This is a genomic window from Paenibacillus sp. FSL L8-0708 (assembly GCF_038009325.1).
Classification (GTDB): domain Bacteria; phylum Bacillota; class Bacilli; order Paenibacillales; family Paenibacillaceae; genus Paenibacillus_AQ; species Paenibacillus_AQ odorifer.
On sequence record NZ_JBBPBC010000001.1, the window covers coordinates 3,489,591 to 3,506,382 of the forward strand.

Genomic DNA, 16,792 nt, shown 5'->3' on the forward strand with positions numbered 1-16,792 from the left:
TGTTGACATGAACGAGTGGATTTACGTATTATGAGAATATAAACCAATATTTCCATGGATGTTTTCTGAAATGAAAGTATAAGTTGTTAACAAAGATTACATCTATCGAAAGGAGTCGGGCTCATGTCCAAATTAGATCCTCTGCCAGGTCTGTCTCCGTATCCATTACAGCATTTTTTCGATGAAATGTATGCTGATAAGAGGAATGTCCGGCCGCACTACAGACATGTGAATCGCATGTTTTCCGGAATGAGCTCCGAAGAGCTGCAAGGGAAGCAAAATTTAATGCAGCGTAGGATGATGGAAGAAGGAATTACCTTTACGCTTTACAACCCGGCTCAGGATCATCCTATGGAGCGAACGATCCCCTTCGATATGATTCCACGTATTATCCCTAAGAATGAGTGGGAGAGGCTAGAAGCTGGAATTATTCAGCGTATCACAGCTTTGAATTTATTCATTCATGACATTTACCATGAGCAATACATTGTTAAAGATGGCATCGTCCCTAGGCGTATGATTATTTCCAACTGTTATTTCCGGCCAGAAATGTCAGGTCTGCGAGTGCCCGGTGGAGCTTATATCACCACCTCAGGAATCGATCTGATCCGCCACCACGATGGGCATTATTATGTACTTGAAGACAACCTGCGAACACCCTCCGGCTTTTCCTATCTTTTTAAAGGCAGAACGCTTATGAATCAATTGTTTCCTGAATTGTCCTTTGCCAGCTCCATCCGAGATGTAGATCATAGCTTAAATCGCTTCTTATCCGTGCTTCGTAGTCTATCTCCTTCAAGAAGGTCAGATCCGGTTATAGCACTCCTAACGCCTGGAGAATACAATTCTGCATATTATGAACATGCTTTTTTGGCACAGCAGATGGGTATACATTTGGTCGAAGGACGAGATTTGGTAACAAAGGATCACAAAATATATCTGAAAGAAATGAACGGACTGCGTCGCGTGGATGTGCTGTATCGTCGGTTGGATGATGATTACATTGATCCGCTAGCCTTTCAACCTGATTCTTTACTGGGTGTGGCAGGACTTATGAATGCATATAGGGCAGGTAACATAGCGATTGCTAATGCTCCGGGAACCGGTGTTGCAGATGATAAAGCGATGTATGTCTATGTACCGGATATGATTCGTTATTATCTGAATGAAGAGCCGATCCTTGGTAATGTGCCGACGTATTTGTTGTCCAGACCTGATGAACGCCTGTATGTTCTTGAGAACCTATCCGAAATGGTTGTTAAAGAAACCTCATTATCCGGAGGATATGGGATGTTGATCGGAAGTGAGGCGACCAAAGAAGAATTAGCCGAGTTCCGAATGAAAATTATTGCCGATCCAGACCGATATGTGGCACAGCCAATTATGTCCTTGTCCAGAGCGCCAGTATTGTCGGGAGGCACTATGGCACCCCGGCATATCGATCTTCGGGCTTTTGTATTAATGGGCGCAGACCGGAAGCCGCATGTCATACCTGGTGGATTAACACGAGTGGCTATGAAAGAAGGTTCACTGGTTGTGAATTCCTCGCAAGGCGGTGGCGTAAAGGATACTTGGGTTATGGCTTGATCTATTATCTTGTAAGCCTTGATTGTGAATCAAAAATATGCAGCATCAATTTGGAGGATAAAGGAGTGGCTAAAGATGCTGAATCGAAATGCGGAGGCTTTATTCTGGATCGGCCGATATATTGAAAGGGCAGAGAATCATGCGCGGCTAATCAATGTACATTATCATATCCAGCAGGAAGAGGATTTTCAGGAAGAAGGACATAAATGGTCGAGGCTTATCGATGCATTAGGAGTTCGAAGTGAGTATTTGCAGCAGTTCGAAACCTTTTCTGAACAGGACGTGTTATCCTTTATTACACTCGATTTGGGCAATTCGAATTCATTATTCTCTTGCGTACATCATGCTAGAAATAATCTTCGCACACTGCGTCAGCATCTTCCAAGTGAGCTATGGGATATCGTCAACAGCTTTAATCTATGGCTTGGGGAGCGGTCAGTCGCTGATATTATGAGTGGCCCACATCATTTCTACCAGCAGGTGAAGGAACGTGCGGCTATGTTTCTAGGAGCAGAACAATCCGTAATGCTTAGGGGAAATGAATGGCATTTTATAGAGAGCGGCCGTTTTCTGGAACGGGCAGAGAATACGACGCGTATTTTGCAGGCAGTTATTGCCTCTTGCCGTTTTAAAGAGCTTCATGCAATTTATATTCAGTTACAGGCTGTGCTGAAATCGGTAAGTGGTTATCAGGCGTTTCGCCGTTATTATGCAGATGCTATGTCACCGGAGAGCATTTTAGATTTTTTGATCGCAAATCCCAAATTTCCACGTTCGATCCGCTTTTCTTTTCACCAGCTGGAAGAGCATTTAGCTAGACTTGAATTAGATTCCTCAGAAAAAGGCTCAGGTCATGAGAAGGTCATCCGTCAAGCAGGAAAGCTGAAAGCAGAGCTGGATTATATGGAGAAAGAGGAAATGTCCGGTGAACTGGTGGAAGATGTGCTGCAATCACTCGTAATATCTTGCCAGAGATTGGGCAAAACGATGGAGGGCGCCTTTTTTCGGCGAGAAGGAGTATCTGTATGAAGATTCAAATCAATCACACCACCACATACAGTTATCCAGAACCGGTTACGGACAGTGTCAATGAAATCAGGCTTACCCCACGCACCAACTATCGGCAATCCTGTTATCACCATGAGGTTGAAGTATCTCCGGCAGCTAATCTATTAACGTATGAGGATTTCTTCGGTAATCGGGTGCATGCCTATTCGGTTAATAAGCCACATACGGAAATGGTAATCCATACGAAAGCTACTGTAGTAACGCTGGATAAAGCCCAGGGTACCGATCTTCCGCGAACCAGCCTTGAAGAGCAAGTTAAACTATTAAATGATGAAAAGTTTCAGAACCGTTATATTGAGTTTATTTTGCCGACCCGTTATACCGAGGTGACTCCTGAATTAGTGGAGTTCGCCTCTCAGTACCCTTTTAGTGAAGCTGAGGATATGTATGAATGGATTCTGAAGTTATCTTCGACGATTTATGAACAGTTCACCTATGATCCTGAGGCAACAAGCGTAAATACAACGGTAAAAAAAGCCCTGAAGCTTAAGCGGGGTGTCTGTCAGGATTATGCTCATCTTATGATCGCTGTCTGCCGCAGTGTAGGTCTGCCTTCAAGATATGTTAGTGGATATCATTTTGTCGGTGATCTACAGAGCAGCAATGCTAATTTCGAGCAGGCTTCACATGCTTGGGTGGAGACCCATATTCCGGGTACGGGCTGGCTTGGTTTTGATCCGACGAATAATGTTGAAGTGAACTGGCGTTATATCAAGCTGGGTCATGGACGGGATTATAAAGATATAGTACCTGTAAAAGGGGTATATCGCGGTGGAGCAGGCACACTAACTGTAAAAGTGGACGTACGCAAGCTGGATAACTGAATTGAAATAATCGAAACATCGAACATCGAACATCGAAACAATCAAAAAAATCAAAAAAATCAAAATATTCGAAACAAACTCTCCGCTCATCTTATTGAATGGGGAGATTTTTTTGTGCGGCGTGCCTAAATTCTGAAGATTTATGAACGAGATGATTCCATTACAGGTTTATTTGGGTAATCTTGATCCATAGTACTTATCTTACAGACATTAGAGGAGAGATTACATATGAGCCCAAACATATCTAAGAAACAAAGATTTATTGGAAAAACAGCGATTATAACCGGAGCGGGCTCGGGAATTGGCCGTGCCACCGCTATTAAGCTGGCGCGGGAAGGTGCAAATGTAGCATTGTTCGATTTAAATCTTGAAAGAACCTCTTCCTTGGCAGAAAAGCTTAATAAGCTTCGAAAAGATTGCGCGCTGGCCATAGAGGTAGATACTTCGGATGAGAAAAAGATGGAGGAAGCCGTACGTTGTACGGTGGAACAATTCGGAGGTGTGGATGTAGTATTCGCTAACGCGGGAATTAATGGCGCTGTGGGCCCGATAGAAGAACTAAGCTTGAGCGACTGGGAGCGTACGATGTCGGTGAACTTGACGGGGACTTTTTTGACTCTGAAATATACTATTCCTCATCTGAAAGATAAAGGGAAGGGCAGTATTATTATTACTAGTTCCATTAATGGGAACACTAGATTTGCCAGCTTTGGGTGGTCTACTTATAGCACTACCAAAGCTGGACAGGTGGCTTTTGCCAAAATGGCAGCTCTCGAGCTTGCTAAGTTTAAGATTCGTGTGAATGTGATCTGCCCTGGGGCTATTGCTACGAATATAGATGAAACCACTGAAATGAGCGAGGATGTAGAAGCAATCGTCATTCCGATTGAATTTCCTGATGGAGCGCAACCCTTGGCAGATGGACCGGGCAAGCCGGATAATGTCGCTGATCTCGTTGCTTTTCTGGCTTCGGATGAATCTATCCATATTACAGGTGCGCAAATCGTAATTGACGGCGCGGAGTCCTTGTTATCCTAATTTCGAGATCGCTCCCCGGTATTGCTCGTACCATTTATTCCATTCGTCTTTCCGTGACTTCAGCGTCGTGCCTTCCAAAAGATGCTGGATCACTTCTAGACAAACATGCCAGCCAGCGAGATCACGTGGGGTATGCGGGGTAAGCGTTTGTAGTGTTTCGTTCAAGACGAGTAAACAGCCTTCTGAATTAGGGTATAACTCAAAACGAACAAGATCCTCAGCCCAAGTAAACTCAAAAATAGATTGATGCTGCAGCGCGGTAATTTCCATATCCACAAACGTTCCGTTCTGCATATCAAACTTTATAAGTCCGCCTTCACGCAGGTCCTCGATTTTTAATTCAGAGAACCATAAGGCAAGCTTCTCATTTTCGGTCAAATAGGACCAAATCTCAGTTGCGGAATGCTTTAACTGGCGTTCGAAACGAGCGACATAATGTTGATCTTTTTTTTGGATGTTAGCTAACATTTATATTTCTCCTTTGGACTACTGCGGTAGTCCTTTTTTTATTGAGTTGAGGCTCATTAGAAAGAGTATAGCAATCGCGTGTGTGAATTGCACGATCCGGCTGTGTGGCTGAAGCGTAACTTATAGGGTATAGAGGGTAATAAAATAGCGGGAGAAATAAGGTCATAAGCAAATCCACGAGCTTGATTTGCGTACGGCGCGGAGTTAGTGTTGGCGAAGATAGGGGAGTGATGAAGGTGATAAGTGTGCAAGACGGGAGAAAGTGAGTGATGTAGGAGATAAGTGTGCATGACGATGAAAAGTGAGTGAAGACAGGGATAAGTGCGTGATGAATGGCGGAAGTAAACAGTAGCATCTACGGTGGCGAGGATGCATCGGCGTTGCGGACTGTATTGCAGCTATTTGGCGTTTTTGCTGTGTTTATTAGAAGTATCGGACTGCATAGCACTTATTGCTGCGATTTTGAACAAAAGTAGGGCGTGTTTGAGCGAATAGGTGCAACTGAGTCCGATAGCAGAGAGAATAAGCCTGAATTTGTGAAATAAGGGCTGCTGGGTCCGAACTATCTATGGCGACCAAGATGTAATGAAGATGCAAAGGATGTAGTATACGAGCAAGAGCTACTGAGCCCGAACGATTTGCGGAGGCGTGGATTCGCTAATGTATCGGACTGTATTGCAGCTATTTGGAGTTTTTGGTGTGTTTATTAGAAGTATCGGACCGCATAGCGCTTATTGCCGCGATTTTGAACAAAAGTAGGGCGTATTTGAGCGAATAGGTGCAACTGAGTCCGATAGCAGAGAGAATAAGCCTGAATTTGTGAAATAAGGTCATCTGAGTCCGCACGTTACATGGTAGCGAGGATGCATCGGCGTTGCGGACTGTATTGCAGCTATTTGGAGTTTTTGGTGTGTTTATTAGAAGTATCGGACCGCATAGCACTTATTGCCGCGATTTTGAATAAAAGTACGGCGTATTTGAGCGAATAGGTGCAACTGAGTCCGATAGCAGAGCGAAAAGGACTAAATTAGCGAAATAAGGGCTGCTGGGTCCGAATGATCTATGGCGACGAAGAGGTAATGAAGGTACAAAGGATGTAGTATATGAGCAAGAGCTACTGGGTTCGATCGGTTTGCGGAGACCTGGATTCGCTAATGGATCGGACTGTATTGCAGCTATTTGGTGTTTTTGGTGTGTTTATTAGAAGTATCGGACCGCATAGCACTTATTGCCGCGATTTTGAACAAAAGTAGGGCGTATTTGAGCGAATAGGTGCAACTGAGTCCGATAGCAGAGAGAATAAGCCTGAATTTGTGAAATAAGGGCTGCTGGGTCCGAACTATCTATGGCGACCAAGATGTAATGAAGATGCAAAGGATGTAGTATACGAGCAAGAGCTACTGAGCCCGAACGATTTGCGGAGGCGTGGATTCGCTAATGTATCGGACTGTATTGCAGCTATTTGGAGTTTTTGGTGTGATTATTAGAAGTATCGGACCGCATAGCACTTATTGCCGCGATTTTGAACAAAAGTAGGGCGTATTTGAGCGAATAGGTGCAACTGAGTCCGATAGCAGAGAGAATAAGCCTGAATTTGTGAAATAAGGGCTGCTGGGTCCGAACTATCTATGGCGACCAAGATGTAATGAAGATGCAAAGGATGTAGTATACGAGCAAGAGCTACTGAGCCCGAACGATTTGCGGAGGCGTGGATTCGCTAATGTATCGGACTGTATTGCAGCTATTTGGAGTTTTTGGTGTGTTTATTAGAAGTATCGGACCGCATAGCGCTTAATGCCGCGATTTTGAACAAAAGTAGGGCGTATTTGAGCGAATAGGTGCAACTGAGTCCGATAGTACAGCGAAATGGACTAAATTAGTGAAATAAGGGCTGCTGGGTCCGAACGATCTATGGCGCCGAAGATGTAATGAAGATGTAATGAAGATGCAAAGGATGTAGTATACGAGCAAGAGCTGCTGGGTCCGAACGATCAATGGCGACGAAGAGGTAATGAATGTGTAATAAAGGATGTAGTATACGAGCAAGAGCTCCTGGGTCCAAACATTTCACGATGGCAATTGTATGCTGACATTGCGGTTATGGACTTAGAATATACATTGTGTACGATAGTTACAGCCTCCAAGCTGCTCAATTGTGCGAGGAGGGGTAAGGGGCATTTGAGTAAACCTAAGTCTTTTATGCTAAAATTAACGCAATTCCGTAAAATCTACTTTTGCTTAGGCAGGGTAGTTAATAGTGTGGCATTGGTGAAGGAGGCTGCGTATATGGGGATGATGTCTTGGTTAGCTGAGCAGCGGATTCAGGAGTCTATGCGTAACGGCGAATTTCGAGATTTACCTGGGCATGGCAAGCCGCTGGAGCTCGAGGATTTATCGGATGTGCCGGAAGAATTGCGGATGTCTTTTAAAATCATGAAGAACTCCGGACTGGTGCCTGAGGAAATCTCTCTGCGAGCTGAATGTGTTACGTTGGAAGGATTGCTAGCGGCGTGTCATAATAGCGGAAGTGCAGAAACCAGTGAGGGCAAGGCTTTGCGGTCAAAACTGTCTATGAAAAGACTTCGTCTACAGGAGTTATTGCGTGAACGCGGCTTGGATAGTAACCCTGCTTTTATGCAATACAGTGCTCAAATACACGAACAGATGATAAAGGGAGAGGAATAACGCTGCTTAAGTTACTGCCTAAATGCCTACATTCATTTGGACATCAGAATAAATAGTGTAAAATAAAAAGGCATCTCTTAGTCGTTTTAGACAGAAGAGCTGCCTTTTTGCTTGTTATGTGTAACTAAACATGTATACTCATCTAATTTGTTTAAAATATACCCATTCCGGATCGCCTTCATCTAAATTCTCAATGACTCCGCTTTTAACAAACCCTTGAAAAAGACATAGTTGCTGCATGATCGTATTGGATTCATTGGTGGAGGTGAAAAGCTTGGGGGTGGGGCATTGTTCCTCGATGTAGCTAAGGAGTGTTTTGGCTATGCCTAGGCGTCTGAACTCAGGATCCACAATGACCAGCTGAATAAAACAGCATTCGAAAAAGGTGGTATCGTAGCAAGCAAATCCTACAAACGTTCCATTATGTGATGCTACGTAACACTGCTCATGATTGATATATTTTTCAATCTTCGATTTGCGGCTTTCATTGCCAATGATCTTGCTGTCTATTTTGGTGAGCATGGGTAGATCTGAAATTGTAGCTTTTGTTACGAATATCATAGTAAGTCTCCTTATTAATATTATAGAGGGTATGAATGGTAAGTCTTGATCTTTAAGGTTTTTTCACACATGATGAAGATGATCTAAGATAACTTCAAGGAAAATTATAACATATGATTATAGACGATGGAGAGATAGAATGAAACAGCTTCCGATTATACAGGTGCTTCCTGACCTGAAAAACATACTTAACACTGCGCAGGCAGCTGTACTTATCGCTGAACCGGGTGCAGGCAAAACAACTGGAACGCCTCCGGCGTTTTTGGACGAGCCCTGGATGGCGGGTAAAAGCATTTTAATGTTAGAGCCTAGAAGGCTTGCTGCTAGATCTGCCGCCACTTACATGGCATCCTGCCTTGGAGAAAGTGTTGGACAGACGGTAGGTTATCGGATGCGGAATGACACTAAAGTAGGCAAAAATACGCGGATTGTTGTAGTCACTGAAGGAGTATTAACGAGAATGCTGCAAAGCGATCCTTCTTTGGGTGATGTGGGTTTAGTTATTTTTGATGAGTTCCATGAGCGCAGTCTTCATGCGGATTTGGGACTTGCCCTTACACTGGAAGCACAGGCTGTGCTGCGGGAGGATCTAAGGATTCTTATCATGTCAGCTACCTTGGACAGTGAGCGGGTGTCTGCTTTACTAGGGGATGCGCCCGTAGTAAATTGTCCGGGCAGAACCTATCCTGTAGAAACAATCTATGTGCCAACTATTGGGAATCTTCCACTGGAAAAAACTGCTGCAGCTGCTGTGAGACGTGCGCTTGCTGATCAATCCGGAGATATTCTCGTCTTTTTACCGGGGGAAAGAGAAATACGCAGAACTCAAAGTGAGTTGGAAAATGGAAGCTTGGCAGAGCAGACGGTAATTCGCCCTTTATATGGCCAGCTGCCACAAAATATCCAAGATGCAGCCGTGGCTGCATCGGTTCAAGGTGAACGAAAAGTAGTGCTTGCGACTTCTATCGCTGAGACAAGTCTAACGATTGAAGGCGTGCGAACGGTAATTGACACAGGGCAGCGCCGTACACAGGTATTCTCACCACGCACAGGAATGCCAAGTCTAACGACAGTCCCGGTATCGAAAGCCTCCGCGGATCAACGGCGGGGACGTGCTGGACGAACAGCCCCAGGCGTGTGCTACAGACTGTGGAGTCAGGAGGAGCATAATCGACTTCCGGATGACAATGTGCCGGAGATTATGCAGACTGACCTTGCGCAGCTCGCTTTGGAGCTGGCGCTGTGGGGCGTGCGCGATCCTGCCGCGCTATCTTGGCTTGACGCGCCGCCCGCTGCGCCTTTTGCGCAGGGCACCGCGCTGCTGCGCCAGCTCGGCGCGCTGGACGCCGGCGGCGCTATTACGCCGCACGGCCACAGCATAGCCGCGCTTGGCGCGCACCCGCGAGCCGCGCATATGCTGCTGCGCGCGGCAGAGCTTGGCGCAGCACCGCTCGCCTGCCGGCTGGCGGCGCTGCTGCAAGAGCGGGACCTTTTCAAGGGTCCCGCGGCCCTAGATTGCGACCTCACGCTCCGCGTTGAGGCGCTGCTCCGGTTCGAGCGCTCCGCTGATAGCGGCGGAGCGGACCCGGCGGCTCTGCGCGCTGTGCAGCGCGAGAGCCGCCATTTCCTGGCGCAGCTGCAAGCCGCGCCGGGCGAGAACGTGAACGACATCAGCCGCTGCGGGCTGCTTCTGTCGTTCGCCTATCCCGACCGGATCGGGCAGAAACGCGGCGATGGCGCGTTTCTGCTCTCCTCCGGTCGGGGGGCGGCCATGCGGGAAGGGCAACCGCTGGCCCGGTCATCTTATATCGTAGCTGCTTCGATCGATGATCGCGCTACACAGGGCGCAATTATGCTGGCAGCTGAGATAGAAGAAGGACAACTGCTTTCCTATCATGCAGACCGCATCACCGAGGAAGCGGATGTGTATTGGGATAAAGAAAGTGGAAGTGTGAAGAAACGTCGTCGCACAATGCTCGGCGCGTTGGTCTTAAAAGAAACTTCACATGAAAGACCCTCCGCAGAAGAAATGGCAAATGTACTATTAAGTGTCATCGCTACAGATGGTATTGAAATCCTACCGTGGGAGAAGGGAACCATACAGCTTCGCGAACGTTTGATGTTTATGCATACCTTACGTTCAGATTGGCCGGATGTATCAGATGTTGCTTTAATTGCTACGTTGGATGAATGGCTTTTGCCATATCTGCAAGGTATGAGGAACCTCCGCGACCTTCAGCGTGTACCGTTAGCGCGAGCGCTTGAGGGGATGTTAGACTGGAATCAGCGGCAGATGCTGGAAAAGGAGGCACCTACACATATATCTGTTCCTAGTGGCTCGCGTGTGCCTGTAGAATATACTAATCCTGCTGCCCCGGTATTGGCAGTAAGATTGCAAGAGATGTTTGGACAGCTGGACACACCTCGAATTGGAGGGGGAAAATTGCCAGTATTGCTGCATCTTTTGTCACCAGCTAGACGACCTGTGCAGGTAACCTCTGATCTAGCAAGTTTTTGGCGGGGGACCTATTTTGAGGTCAAAAAAGATCTGAAGGGACGGTACCCGAAGCACTATTGGCCAGATGACCCATTACAGGCTATTCCGACTAATCGTACACGTCCTGTAAAATAATTTATGGTTACATATGCTCTTGAAATTTTTCCTTAGATGTTTGGTCTCCCGTTTAAAGGGTAATTACTAGCGAAGACAATTACTAAGGAGGGCTTCAAGTGACTAAAAAAATCGTAGGTATTTTCGACACAGAACAAGAAGCAACCAGAGCAATTGAAGGACTTCACAATCAAGGATTTAATAATGATGAAATATCAGTAATCACACGTGATCGTGATGAGCTTAGAAACATCTCAGAGGATACAGGCACAAAAGCTCCAGAAGGAGTAGCAACAGGCGCTGCTACAGGTGGTGTAGTTGGCGGCGTTGCCGGACTATTAGCAGGGATCGGAGCATTGGCGATTCCGGGGATTGGACCGATTCTGGCGGCAGGGCCTATAGTTGCAACCCTTACAGGTGCAGCAGTTGGTGCAGGCGCAGGTGGATTAGTCGGCGGCTTGATCGGGCTCGGTATTCCTGAGGATGAGGCTAAAGAGTACGAAGGTTATGTGGAAAGCGGTAAAATCCTTGTACTAGTCGATGATAATGGACGCGGCTATCAAGCACATGATGTGTTCCGCGGTAACCGTTCGCTGAATACTCAGCGTTACGAAGGCGTCTATAACGAAGACACTAGACTAGGAAATTCGATGGCTAACAGAGCGGATCGGACGGCTGAAGTCTACAACCGCGATAAAATATAACATTATAATAACCTGCTTTAAAAGCGGTAAAAGGTTACAAGGAGCGATTCTCCGATTTAATGGAGAATCGCTCCTTTTGTATTTTTAGTCCATCGCACCTCCCGGAATCCCCTTTGCTCATCCTCTTCTGAGGGGTACGGACCCAGATGACGCTATTGGCTAATTTTTGCTCTTTGCAGCAGGATTTCGGACTCCATGGACGCTATTCTATAGAATGAGGCTCTTATTTCCTGTTTTTTTTGCCAATAGCTGCAATGGGGTCCGATAGGGCTCCAAATATCGGATAATATTGCGTTTAAGGTCCGCTGTGTCCTTTGCTACTACGTTCCTGCATCGTTTCGGAGTGTCCTTATACTGCTACGCACGTGCTGTCCTTGTATTGCTACGTAAGCGCACCCGGTCACGGTGTCCTTATGCTACAGAGTATTCGCATCGGATTGCAACTCTGAACGTGCCCCGTTACGCAGTGTCCTTATGCTGTTACGCAGTGTCCTTATGCTGTTACGCAGTGTCCTTATGCTGTTACGCAGTGTCCTTATGCTGTTACGCAGTGTCCTTATGCTGTTACGCAGTGTCCTTAATACTACTACGCACGTGCTGTCTTTGTACTGCTACGTATGCGCCCGATCACGGTGTCCTTTGCAGGTGGGGCATCGTTCTGCTGACGTACATGCACCGTTCCCTAGAGTCCTTTTACTATTACGTACGTGCATCGTTCCACTGTGTCCTTGTATTGCTACGTAAGCGCACCCGGACTCTGTGTCCTTATCCTACTGAGCATACGCTCCCGGTTTGCAGCTACGAAATCCCCCCGTTCCGCAGCGACCTTATGGTTGCTAAGCACATGCCTCGTTCCGCAGTGTCCTTATATGCTGCTACCAGCACGATCTTAATCAAGGATACGAAGCATGCGGACGAAAGAATCAGCTGCCACGGATAACCTCATATCGCGATGGATTGCGAAGCCTATATTCCTGGGTGGAGGGGGATCATCTAATTGCAACTCGAAAAGTTCTCCTTTTTGAATCTCCTCAATTACAAAAGAACGGCTAATAAAGGCTACCCCGTAACCAAGTCTTGCAAATTCAGAGAGTAAATCAATGCTGCCCAGCTCTATATCTGGTTTAACGGACAACCGTTTACCAGCAAACCAATGATCAACAAACAGTCTGGTGCTGCTTTCTGGGGATAATAAAATAAAAGGTAACTCTGCAAGTTCTTTTGCCGTAAGCGAACGGTTTGCCAGTTCCTGAAAGGCTCGTCCCACTACAAAACAATCCTCAAGGGTGGCAAGCGTCTGAATACTTAATTGTGGATCGTCAATAGGCATATGGACGAGCGCACAGTCTATTTCGCCTTCTTTCAAACGTTTGGTGATCTCATGCGTTTTTCCGTGTGATAGCCGAATTCGTATGCCGGGATATTGTTTGTGGAATGCGTTCAATTGCGGCAGCAAAAGATTTTTTATAAGGGAATCACTTGCTCCAATCCGAACTTCTCCCTCGTTTAATTGCTTTAGATTATGAAGATGCTTTTGTGCAGAATCCAGCATGACTAAAGAGGGCTCAACATATTCCAATAACGCCCGTCCTTCCTCGGTTAGCTCTACACCTTTAGATAAACGATGAAATAATTTGAGGCCTAAAGAATCCTCCATTTGTTTAATGGCATAACTTACGGATGGCTGTGTAATATGCAATTCATTTGCAGCCTTTGTTAGATTTTTGTAACGAGCCGTATATAAAAAAATACGATACCATTCAAGGTTAAAGAATTTGATATAGATCACCTCTATGACAGTCTGTTGAAAATGTGATTTCATTAATCGCAACAATCTTATTATAATTTGGATATATAAATAATAAAAGAGTCGGCAATGGAGGTTTGAATATTATGGCAGGTAACACATTTGGAGAAGTATTTAAGATTACTACCTTTGGAGAGTCACATGGTGCAGCGGTTGGGGTCATAGTGGATGGAGTTACACCTAATGTTGAAATTGATGAAGCATATATTCAGAAACAGATGGATAGAAGGAAACCAGGCCAGTCCTCTGTAACTTCACCGCGTAAGGAATATGATGTGGTGCAAATACAATCAGGAATATTCGAAGGGAAAACAACCGGAACTCCACTCTTTGTAGTTCTGTACAACAAAGATATGAAACCGGAGGCCTATAACGATATTCAGCATTCATTTAGACCCGGCCATGCGGATTATACTTTTTTGCAGAAATACGGAATTCGCGATCATAGAGGCAGTGGACGGGCATCAGGCAGGGAAACAGCGGCAAGAGTAGCTGGCGGAGCGATCGCTCGGAAACTGCTCGAAAGAAGAGGGGTTGAGGTACTAGCCTACACGCAAGAGGTCGGAGGGATTAAGTGTCAAACCTTTGATGAAGATGTTATTGAACAAAATGCAGTCCGCGCCTGTGATGCTAAGGCTGGAGCTGAAATGATTAAAAAAATTGAACACTTAGCTTCGATTGGAGACAGCTGCGGAGGTATCGTGGAGTGTCGGATTAGAGGGGTTATTCCGGGTCTTGGAGAACCCGTATTTGATAAATTGGATGCAGAGTTAGCTAAAGCGATGTTATCTATTGGTGCTGTAAAAGGAATAGAGTTTGGAGCTGGATTCGAAGCGGCCTCTATGCTTGGAAGTGAACATAATGACGCGATGAATAAGGATGGATTTCTTAGTAACCATTCCGGCGGGATTATAGGCGGAATCAGCACAGGAGAAGAGATTATTTTTCGAATAAGTGTAAAGCCTACATCCTCGATTTCTGTTACTCAACAGACCATAAACACGAATGGTGAAGAAGTTGAGATTAAAACGGAGGGCAGACATGATCCATGTATCTGTCCGAGAATCGTGCCGGTTGTTGAAGCAATGGCTTGCTTAGTATTGGAAGATCTTTATAAAAGACAAGCTGCTATTTTTGGATGAACCACTTTATAAAATGAAACAAATCAAAGACTGCACCTCTTAGCAATAGACTGTGAGGTGCAGTCTTTTTTGCATATGTGGTATCATATGGATAATCATTCAAATTATGCTTTGTCTCTAGCTATGCCATAAGATACAGTACAGCGAAAAGGAGGGAATAGATGAGAATCTTTGTTGCAGGTGCTGCTGGTGTGATTGGACGGTCATTGCTTCCTAAGTTACTACAAGCGGGGCATGAGGTTATCGGTCTGACCCATAAAGAAGAAAACAAAACAATCCTTGAGAGCATAGGGGCACAAGCGGTAATCGCGGATGTGTATGAGCGTGAGTCTATATTTGCGGCTATTCAAGCAGCCCAACCTGAAGTGGTAATTCATCAGCTGACTTCATTAAGTCAGCGGAATTTTACAGATAATTCAAGGATAAGAATAGAAGGAACACGAAATATTGTCGATGCTTCACTGACAAGCGGGGTTAAACAGATTATTGCTCAAAGTATCTCTTGGGCTTATGAAGCTGGTGAGGGACCTGCCACGGAGAATACTCCATTAGATACTAATGCTTCTGAATCCCGGATGAGAACCATTGAGGGTATCCGCTCACTTGAAAAGGCAGTTGCAGAAATTCCTAATCATGTGATTTTGCGGTACGGAATGTTGTACGGCCAAGGGACTTGGTATGATGCTGCGGGATTAATGACAGAAGAAATTCGACAAGGGAGACTGACTGCAACAGAAGCGGTTACGTCATTCCTTCATGTGGAGGATGCAGCTAACGCGGCGGCGCTTGCTCTGAACTGGCCTTCTGGTCCAGTTAATATTGTGGACAATGAACCTGCGCGAGGAATAGATTGGGTGCCTGTTTTTTCTGAAATCTTGGGAGCTCCTAGACCTCCTTTGCATATGGGCAGAGAAGGCTGGGAACGGGGAGCGTCCGATACAAAAGCTCGAATGGATTACGGATGGAGTCCATCATACCCGTCATGGAGGTCAGGTTTTGCTCAGAGCTTGAAAGGTTAGAGATGAATCCAAACATGTAGAAGGAGAGATGACATGAATAAATTAAAGAATTTTTCTTTAGTAGTCGTGAATTTAATTGCTGATCTATGGTTTGGAATCGTTCGAAAACCAGAGTTTTATGATAAACACACCGTTACTAGAACAAAGAAAGGGTATGTCCTGTTTGTATCTATGGCAGGCATTATCGCAGTGGGTTCAGCTTTTTGGTTATGCTCGAGAATATATTAGAGAAAAGGCTGCCAATTGGCGGTCTTTTTTTTGATATTGGATGTCAGAAAGCTAGAATGTTATGTTACTACTTAATAGATGGTTAAAACAGGCTCCTTATTATGTTCAGCGCATAAGATTAATGTCTAAACTCATGGATGAAAATCGTGCCAAAGTGACGCTTATTGCCGCCTCAGCTGGGTTTGGAAAAACGACACTTGCGGCCGAATGGGCTCGTACTCATTCCGATGAGGTTGCATAGCTTGCAGATAACCATCTTGTACGGTTCTGGTTAAATTTGCATGCTGCAATTGAGAGAATCTTTCGCCCCTTTTTAAATCGCTTGGATTTGTTTATCCAGTCTGTTCGTGACGGTTCAGTAGAAACTGCGATTCCTCTTTTATTAAACGATCTGCATTCTCTTCCAGGCTCTATTACACTTATAATGGATGATTATCATGCGATTACGAATCAATCGATTCATGAGAGTATGGGCTTTTTCATCGGACATCTTCCGGCTAATGTGAAGCTTGTAATATTGAGTAGAACTCTCCCGCCACTCGCCTTATCCCGCCTAAGAGCACAACAGGAACTACTAGAATTAAGTTACGATGATCTGAGGTTTACATTTGACGAAATAGATGAGCTACAATCTCAATCCTTGAGCGAGCAGCTTTCACAAGATGAGTTATTTTTGCTTGGAAAAAAAACAGAAGGATGGGCAGCGGGTTTAATTCTTGCCTTCCGCTCTTTTTCAGGAAGGGCTGGTCTTGGAAGCTATCCAGCATGCTTTTGAGGCAGAGGATTATACGTTTTCTGCATCATGTATGGATAGGCCTTTCAATTCAATTATCAAAGATGGCGATGAATCTACATTGCTAGATTTACTAGATAAGTTGTCGATCAAAAATATGATTGTGCACCCTGATTTATTTTATTTTCAAGCGGGTTCGATGGCTGTCGCTGGACGATCAGATGATGCCAAACGCTTCTTACAAAGGTTGAACTTTTCATGGAAGAGGAATTTATTATTCCGGAAAAAGAGCAAGCCGTAATTCAAATGCGGTTGGA

General features: G+C 45.2%; 17 protein-coding genes. 14 read left to right on the forward strand and 3 right to left on the reverse strand.

Annotated features, from left to right (window positions below; translation table 11 throughout):
- Nucleotides 1–123 precede the first annotated feature (123 nt).
- The 4 genes from NYE58_RS16670 (at nt 124) to NYE58_RS16685 (ending at nt 4,517) form a co-directional block, all read left to right on the forward strand.
- On the forward strand, nt 124–1,587 hold the full coding sequence (locus tag NYE58_RS16670) for a circularly permuted type 2 ATP-grasp protein (RefSeq protein WP_036686502.1): 1,464 nt from the start codon (nt 124–126) through the stop codon (nt 1,585–1,587).
- Nucleotides 1,588–1,662: 75 nt separating this feature from the next.
- A complete protein-coding gene (locus NYE58_RS16675; protein ID WP_076126125.1) occupies nt 1,663–2,616 on the forward strand; it encodes an alpha-E domain-containing protein in 954 nt (317 codons plus the stop codon).
- On the forward strand, nt 2,613–3,479 hold the full coding sequence (locus NYE58_RS16680) for a transglutaminase family protein (RefSeq protein ID WP_076126126.1): 867 nt from the start codon (nt 2,613–2,615) through the stop codon (nt 3,477–3,479). Before NYE58_RS16675 ends, NYE58_RS16680 begins: the two co-directional genes overlap by 4 nt.
- Before the next feature lie 228 nt (nt 3,480–3,707).
- The gene (locus NYE58_RS16685) at nt 3,708–4,517 is read left to right on the forward strand and encodes an SDR family oxidoreductase (protein WP_036686506.1); all 810 of its coding nucleotides are present in this window, start codon (nt 3,708–3,710) and stop codon (nt 4,515–4,517) included.
- Here NYE58_RS16685 and NYE58_RS16690 read toward each other — a convergent pair.
- A complete protein-coding gene (locus NYE58_RS16690; RefSeq protein WP_076275747.1) occupies nt 4,509–4,985 on the reverse strand; it encodes an SRPBCC family protein in 477 nt (158 codons plus the stop codon). The genes NYE58_RS16685 and NYE58_RS16690 overlap by 9 nt on opposite strands.
- Nucleotides 4,986–5,317: 332 nt before the next feature.
- Between NYE58_RS16690 and NYE58_RS16695 the strand changes: the two genes are divergently transcribed.
- The 3 genes from NYE58_RS16695 (at nt 5,318) to NYE58_RS16705 (ending at nt 7,670) form a co-directional block, all read left to right on the forward strand.
- Nucleotides 5,318–5,461: a hypothetical protein gene (locus NYE58_RS16695; protein ID WP_179086966.1), complete on the forward strand. Its 144-nt coding sequence runs from the start codon at nt 5,318–5,320 to the stop codon at nt 5,459–5,461.
- Nucleotides 5,462–6,088: 627 nt separating this feature from the next.
- Nucleotides 6,089–6,238 (forward strand): hypothetical protein, encoded by a 150-nt coding sequence (locus NYE58_RS16700; RefSeq protein WP_179087673.1) that lies wholly within the window; start codon nt 6,089–6,091, stop codon nt 6,236–6,238.
- 925 nt (nt 6,239–7,163) lie between these two features.
- The gene (locus NYE58_RS16705; protein WP_341002406.1) at nt 7,164–7,670 is read left to right on the forward strand and encodes a DnaJ family domain-containing protein; all 507 of its coding nucleotides are present in this window, start codon (nt 7,164–7,166) and stop codon (nt 7,668–7,670) included.
- A gap of 138 nt (nt 7,671–7,808) precedes the next feature.
- Here NYE58_RS16705 and NYE58_RS16710 read toward each other — a convergent pair whose 3' ends face one another.
- The gene (locus NYE58_RS16710; RefSeq protein ID WP_076275745.1) at nt 7,809–8,231 is read right to left on the reverse strand and encodes a GNAT family N-acetyltransferase; all 423 of its coding nucleotides are present in this window, start codon (nt 8,229–8,231) and stop codon (nt 7,809–7,811) included.
- A gap of 139 nt (nt 8,232–8,370) precedes the next feature.
- Here NYE58_RS16710 and hrpB point away from each other — a divergent pair, with 139 nt between their 5' ends.
- On the forward strand, nt 8,371–10,863 hold the full coding sequence (gene hrpB / locus NYE58_RS16715; RefSeq protein WP_341002407.1) for an ATP-dependent helicase HrpB: 2,493 nt from the start codon (nt 8,371–8,373) through the stop codon (nt 10,861–10,863).
- Nucleotides 10,864–10,961: 98 nt separating this feature from the next.
- On the forward strand, nt 10,962–11,546 hold the full coding sequence (locus NYE58_RS16720) for a general stress protein (RefSeq protein ID WP_076126136.1): 585 nt from the start codon (nt 10,962–10,964) through the stop codon (nt 11,544–11,546).
- 889 nt (nt 11,547–12,435) lie between these two features.
- Here the strand turns inward: NYE58_RS16720 and NYE58_RS16725 are convergent.
- Entirely contained in the window at nt 12,436–13,368 is a 933-nt protein-coding gene (locus NYE58_RS16725; RefSeq protein ID WP_076218037.1) for a LysR family transcriptional regulator, read from the reverse strand.
- Nucleotides 13,369–13,439: 71 nt separating this feature from the next.
- On the opposite strand from NYE58_RS16725, the gene aroC reads away from it, so the two are divergent.
- From aroC to NYE58_RS16750, 5 genes are all read left to right on the forward strand, one after another.
- Nucleotides 13,440–14,495 carry a chorismate synthase gene (gene aroC, locus NYE58_RS16730; RefSeq protein WP_076126139.1) on the forward strand — a complete coding sequence of 352 codons (1,056 nt, stop codon included), beginning with the start codon at nt 13,440–13,442 and terminating at the stop codon, nt 14,493–14,495.
- Nucleotides 14,496–14,656: 161 nt separating this feature from the next.
- Nucleotides 14,657–15,514, forward strand: a complete 858-nt coding sequence (locus NYE58_RS16735; RefSeq protein WP_076275742.1) for an NAD-dependent epimerase/dehydratase family protein — start codon at nt 14,657–14,659, stop codon at nt 15,512–15,514.
- 33 nt (nt 15,515–15,547) lie between these two features.
- Nucleotides 15,548–15,742: a hypothetical protein gene (locus NYE58_RS16740; protein WP_076275741.1), complete on the forward strand. Its 195-nt coding sequence runs from the start codon at nt 15,548–15,550 to the stop codon at nt 15,740–15,742.
- A 322-nt stretch (nt 15,743–16,064) separates the two neighbouring features.
- A complete protein-coding gene (locus NYE58_RS16745; protein WP_341002408.1) occupies nt 16,065–16,517 on the forward strand; it encodes a hypothetical protein in 453 nt (150 codons plus the stop codon).
- Nucleotides 16,492–16,776 (forward strand): hypothetical protein, encoded by a 285-nt coding sequence (locus NYE58_RS16750; protein ID WP_340034434.1) that lies wholly within the window; start codon nt 16,492–16,494, stop codon nt 16,774–16,776. The genes NYE58_RS16745 and NYE58_RS16750 overlap by 26 nt, the downstream gene beginning before the upstream one ends.
- Nucleotides 16,777–16,792 lie beyond the last annotated feature (16 nt).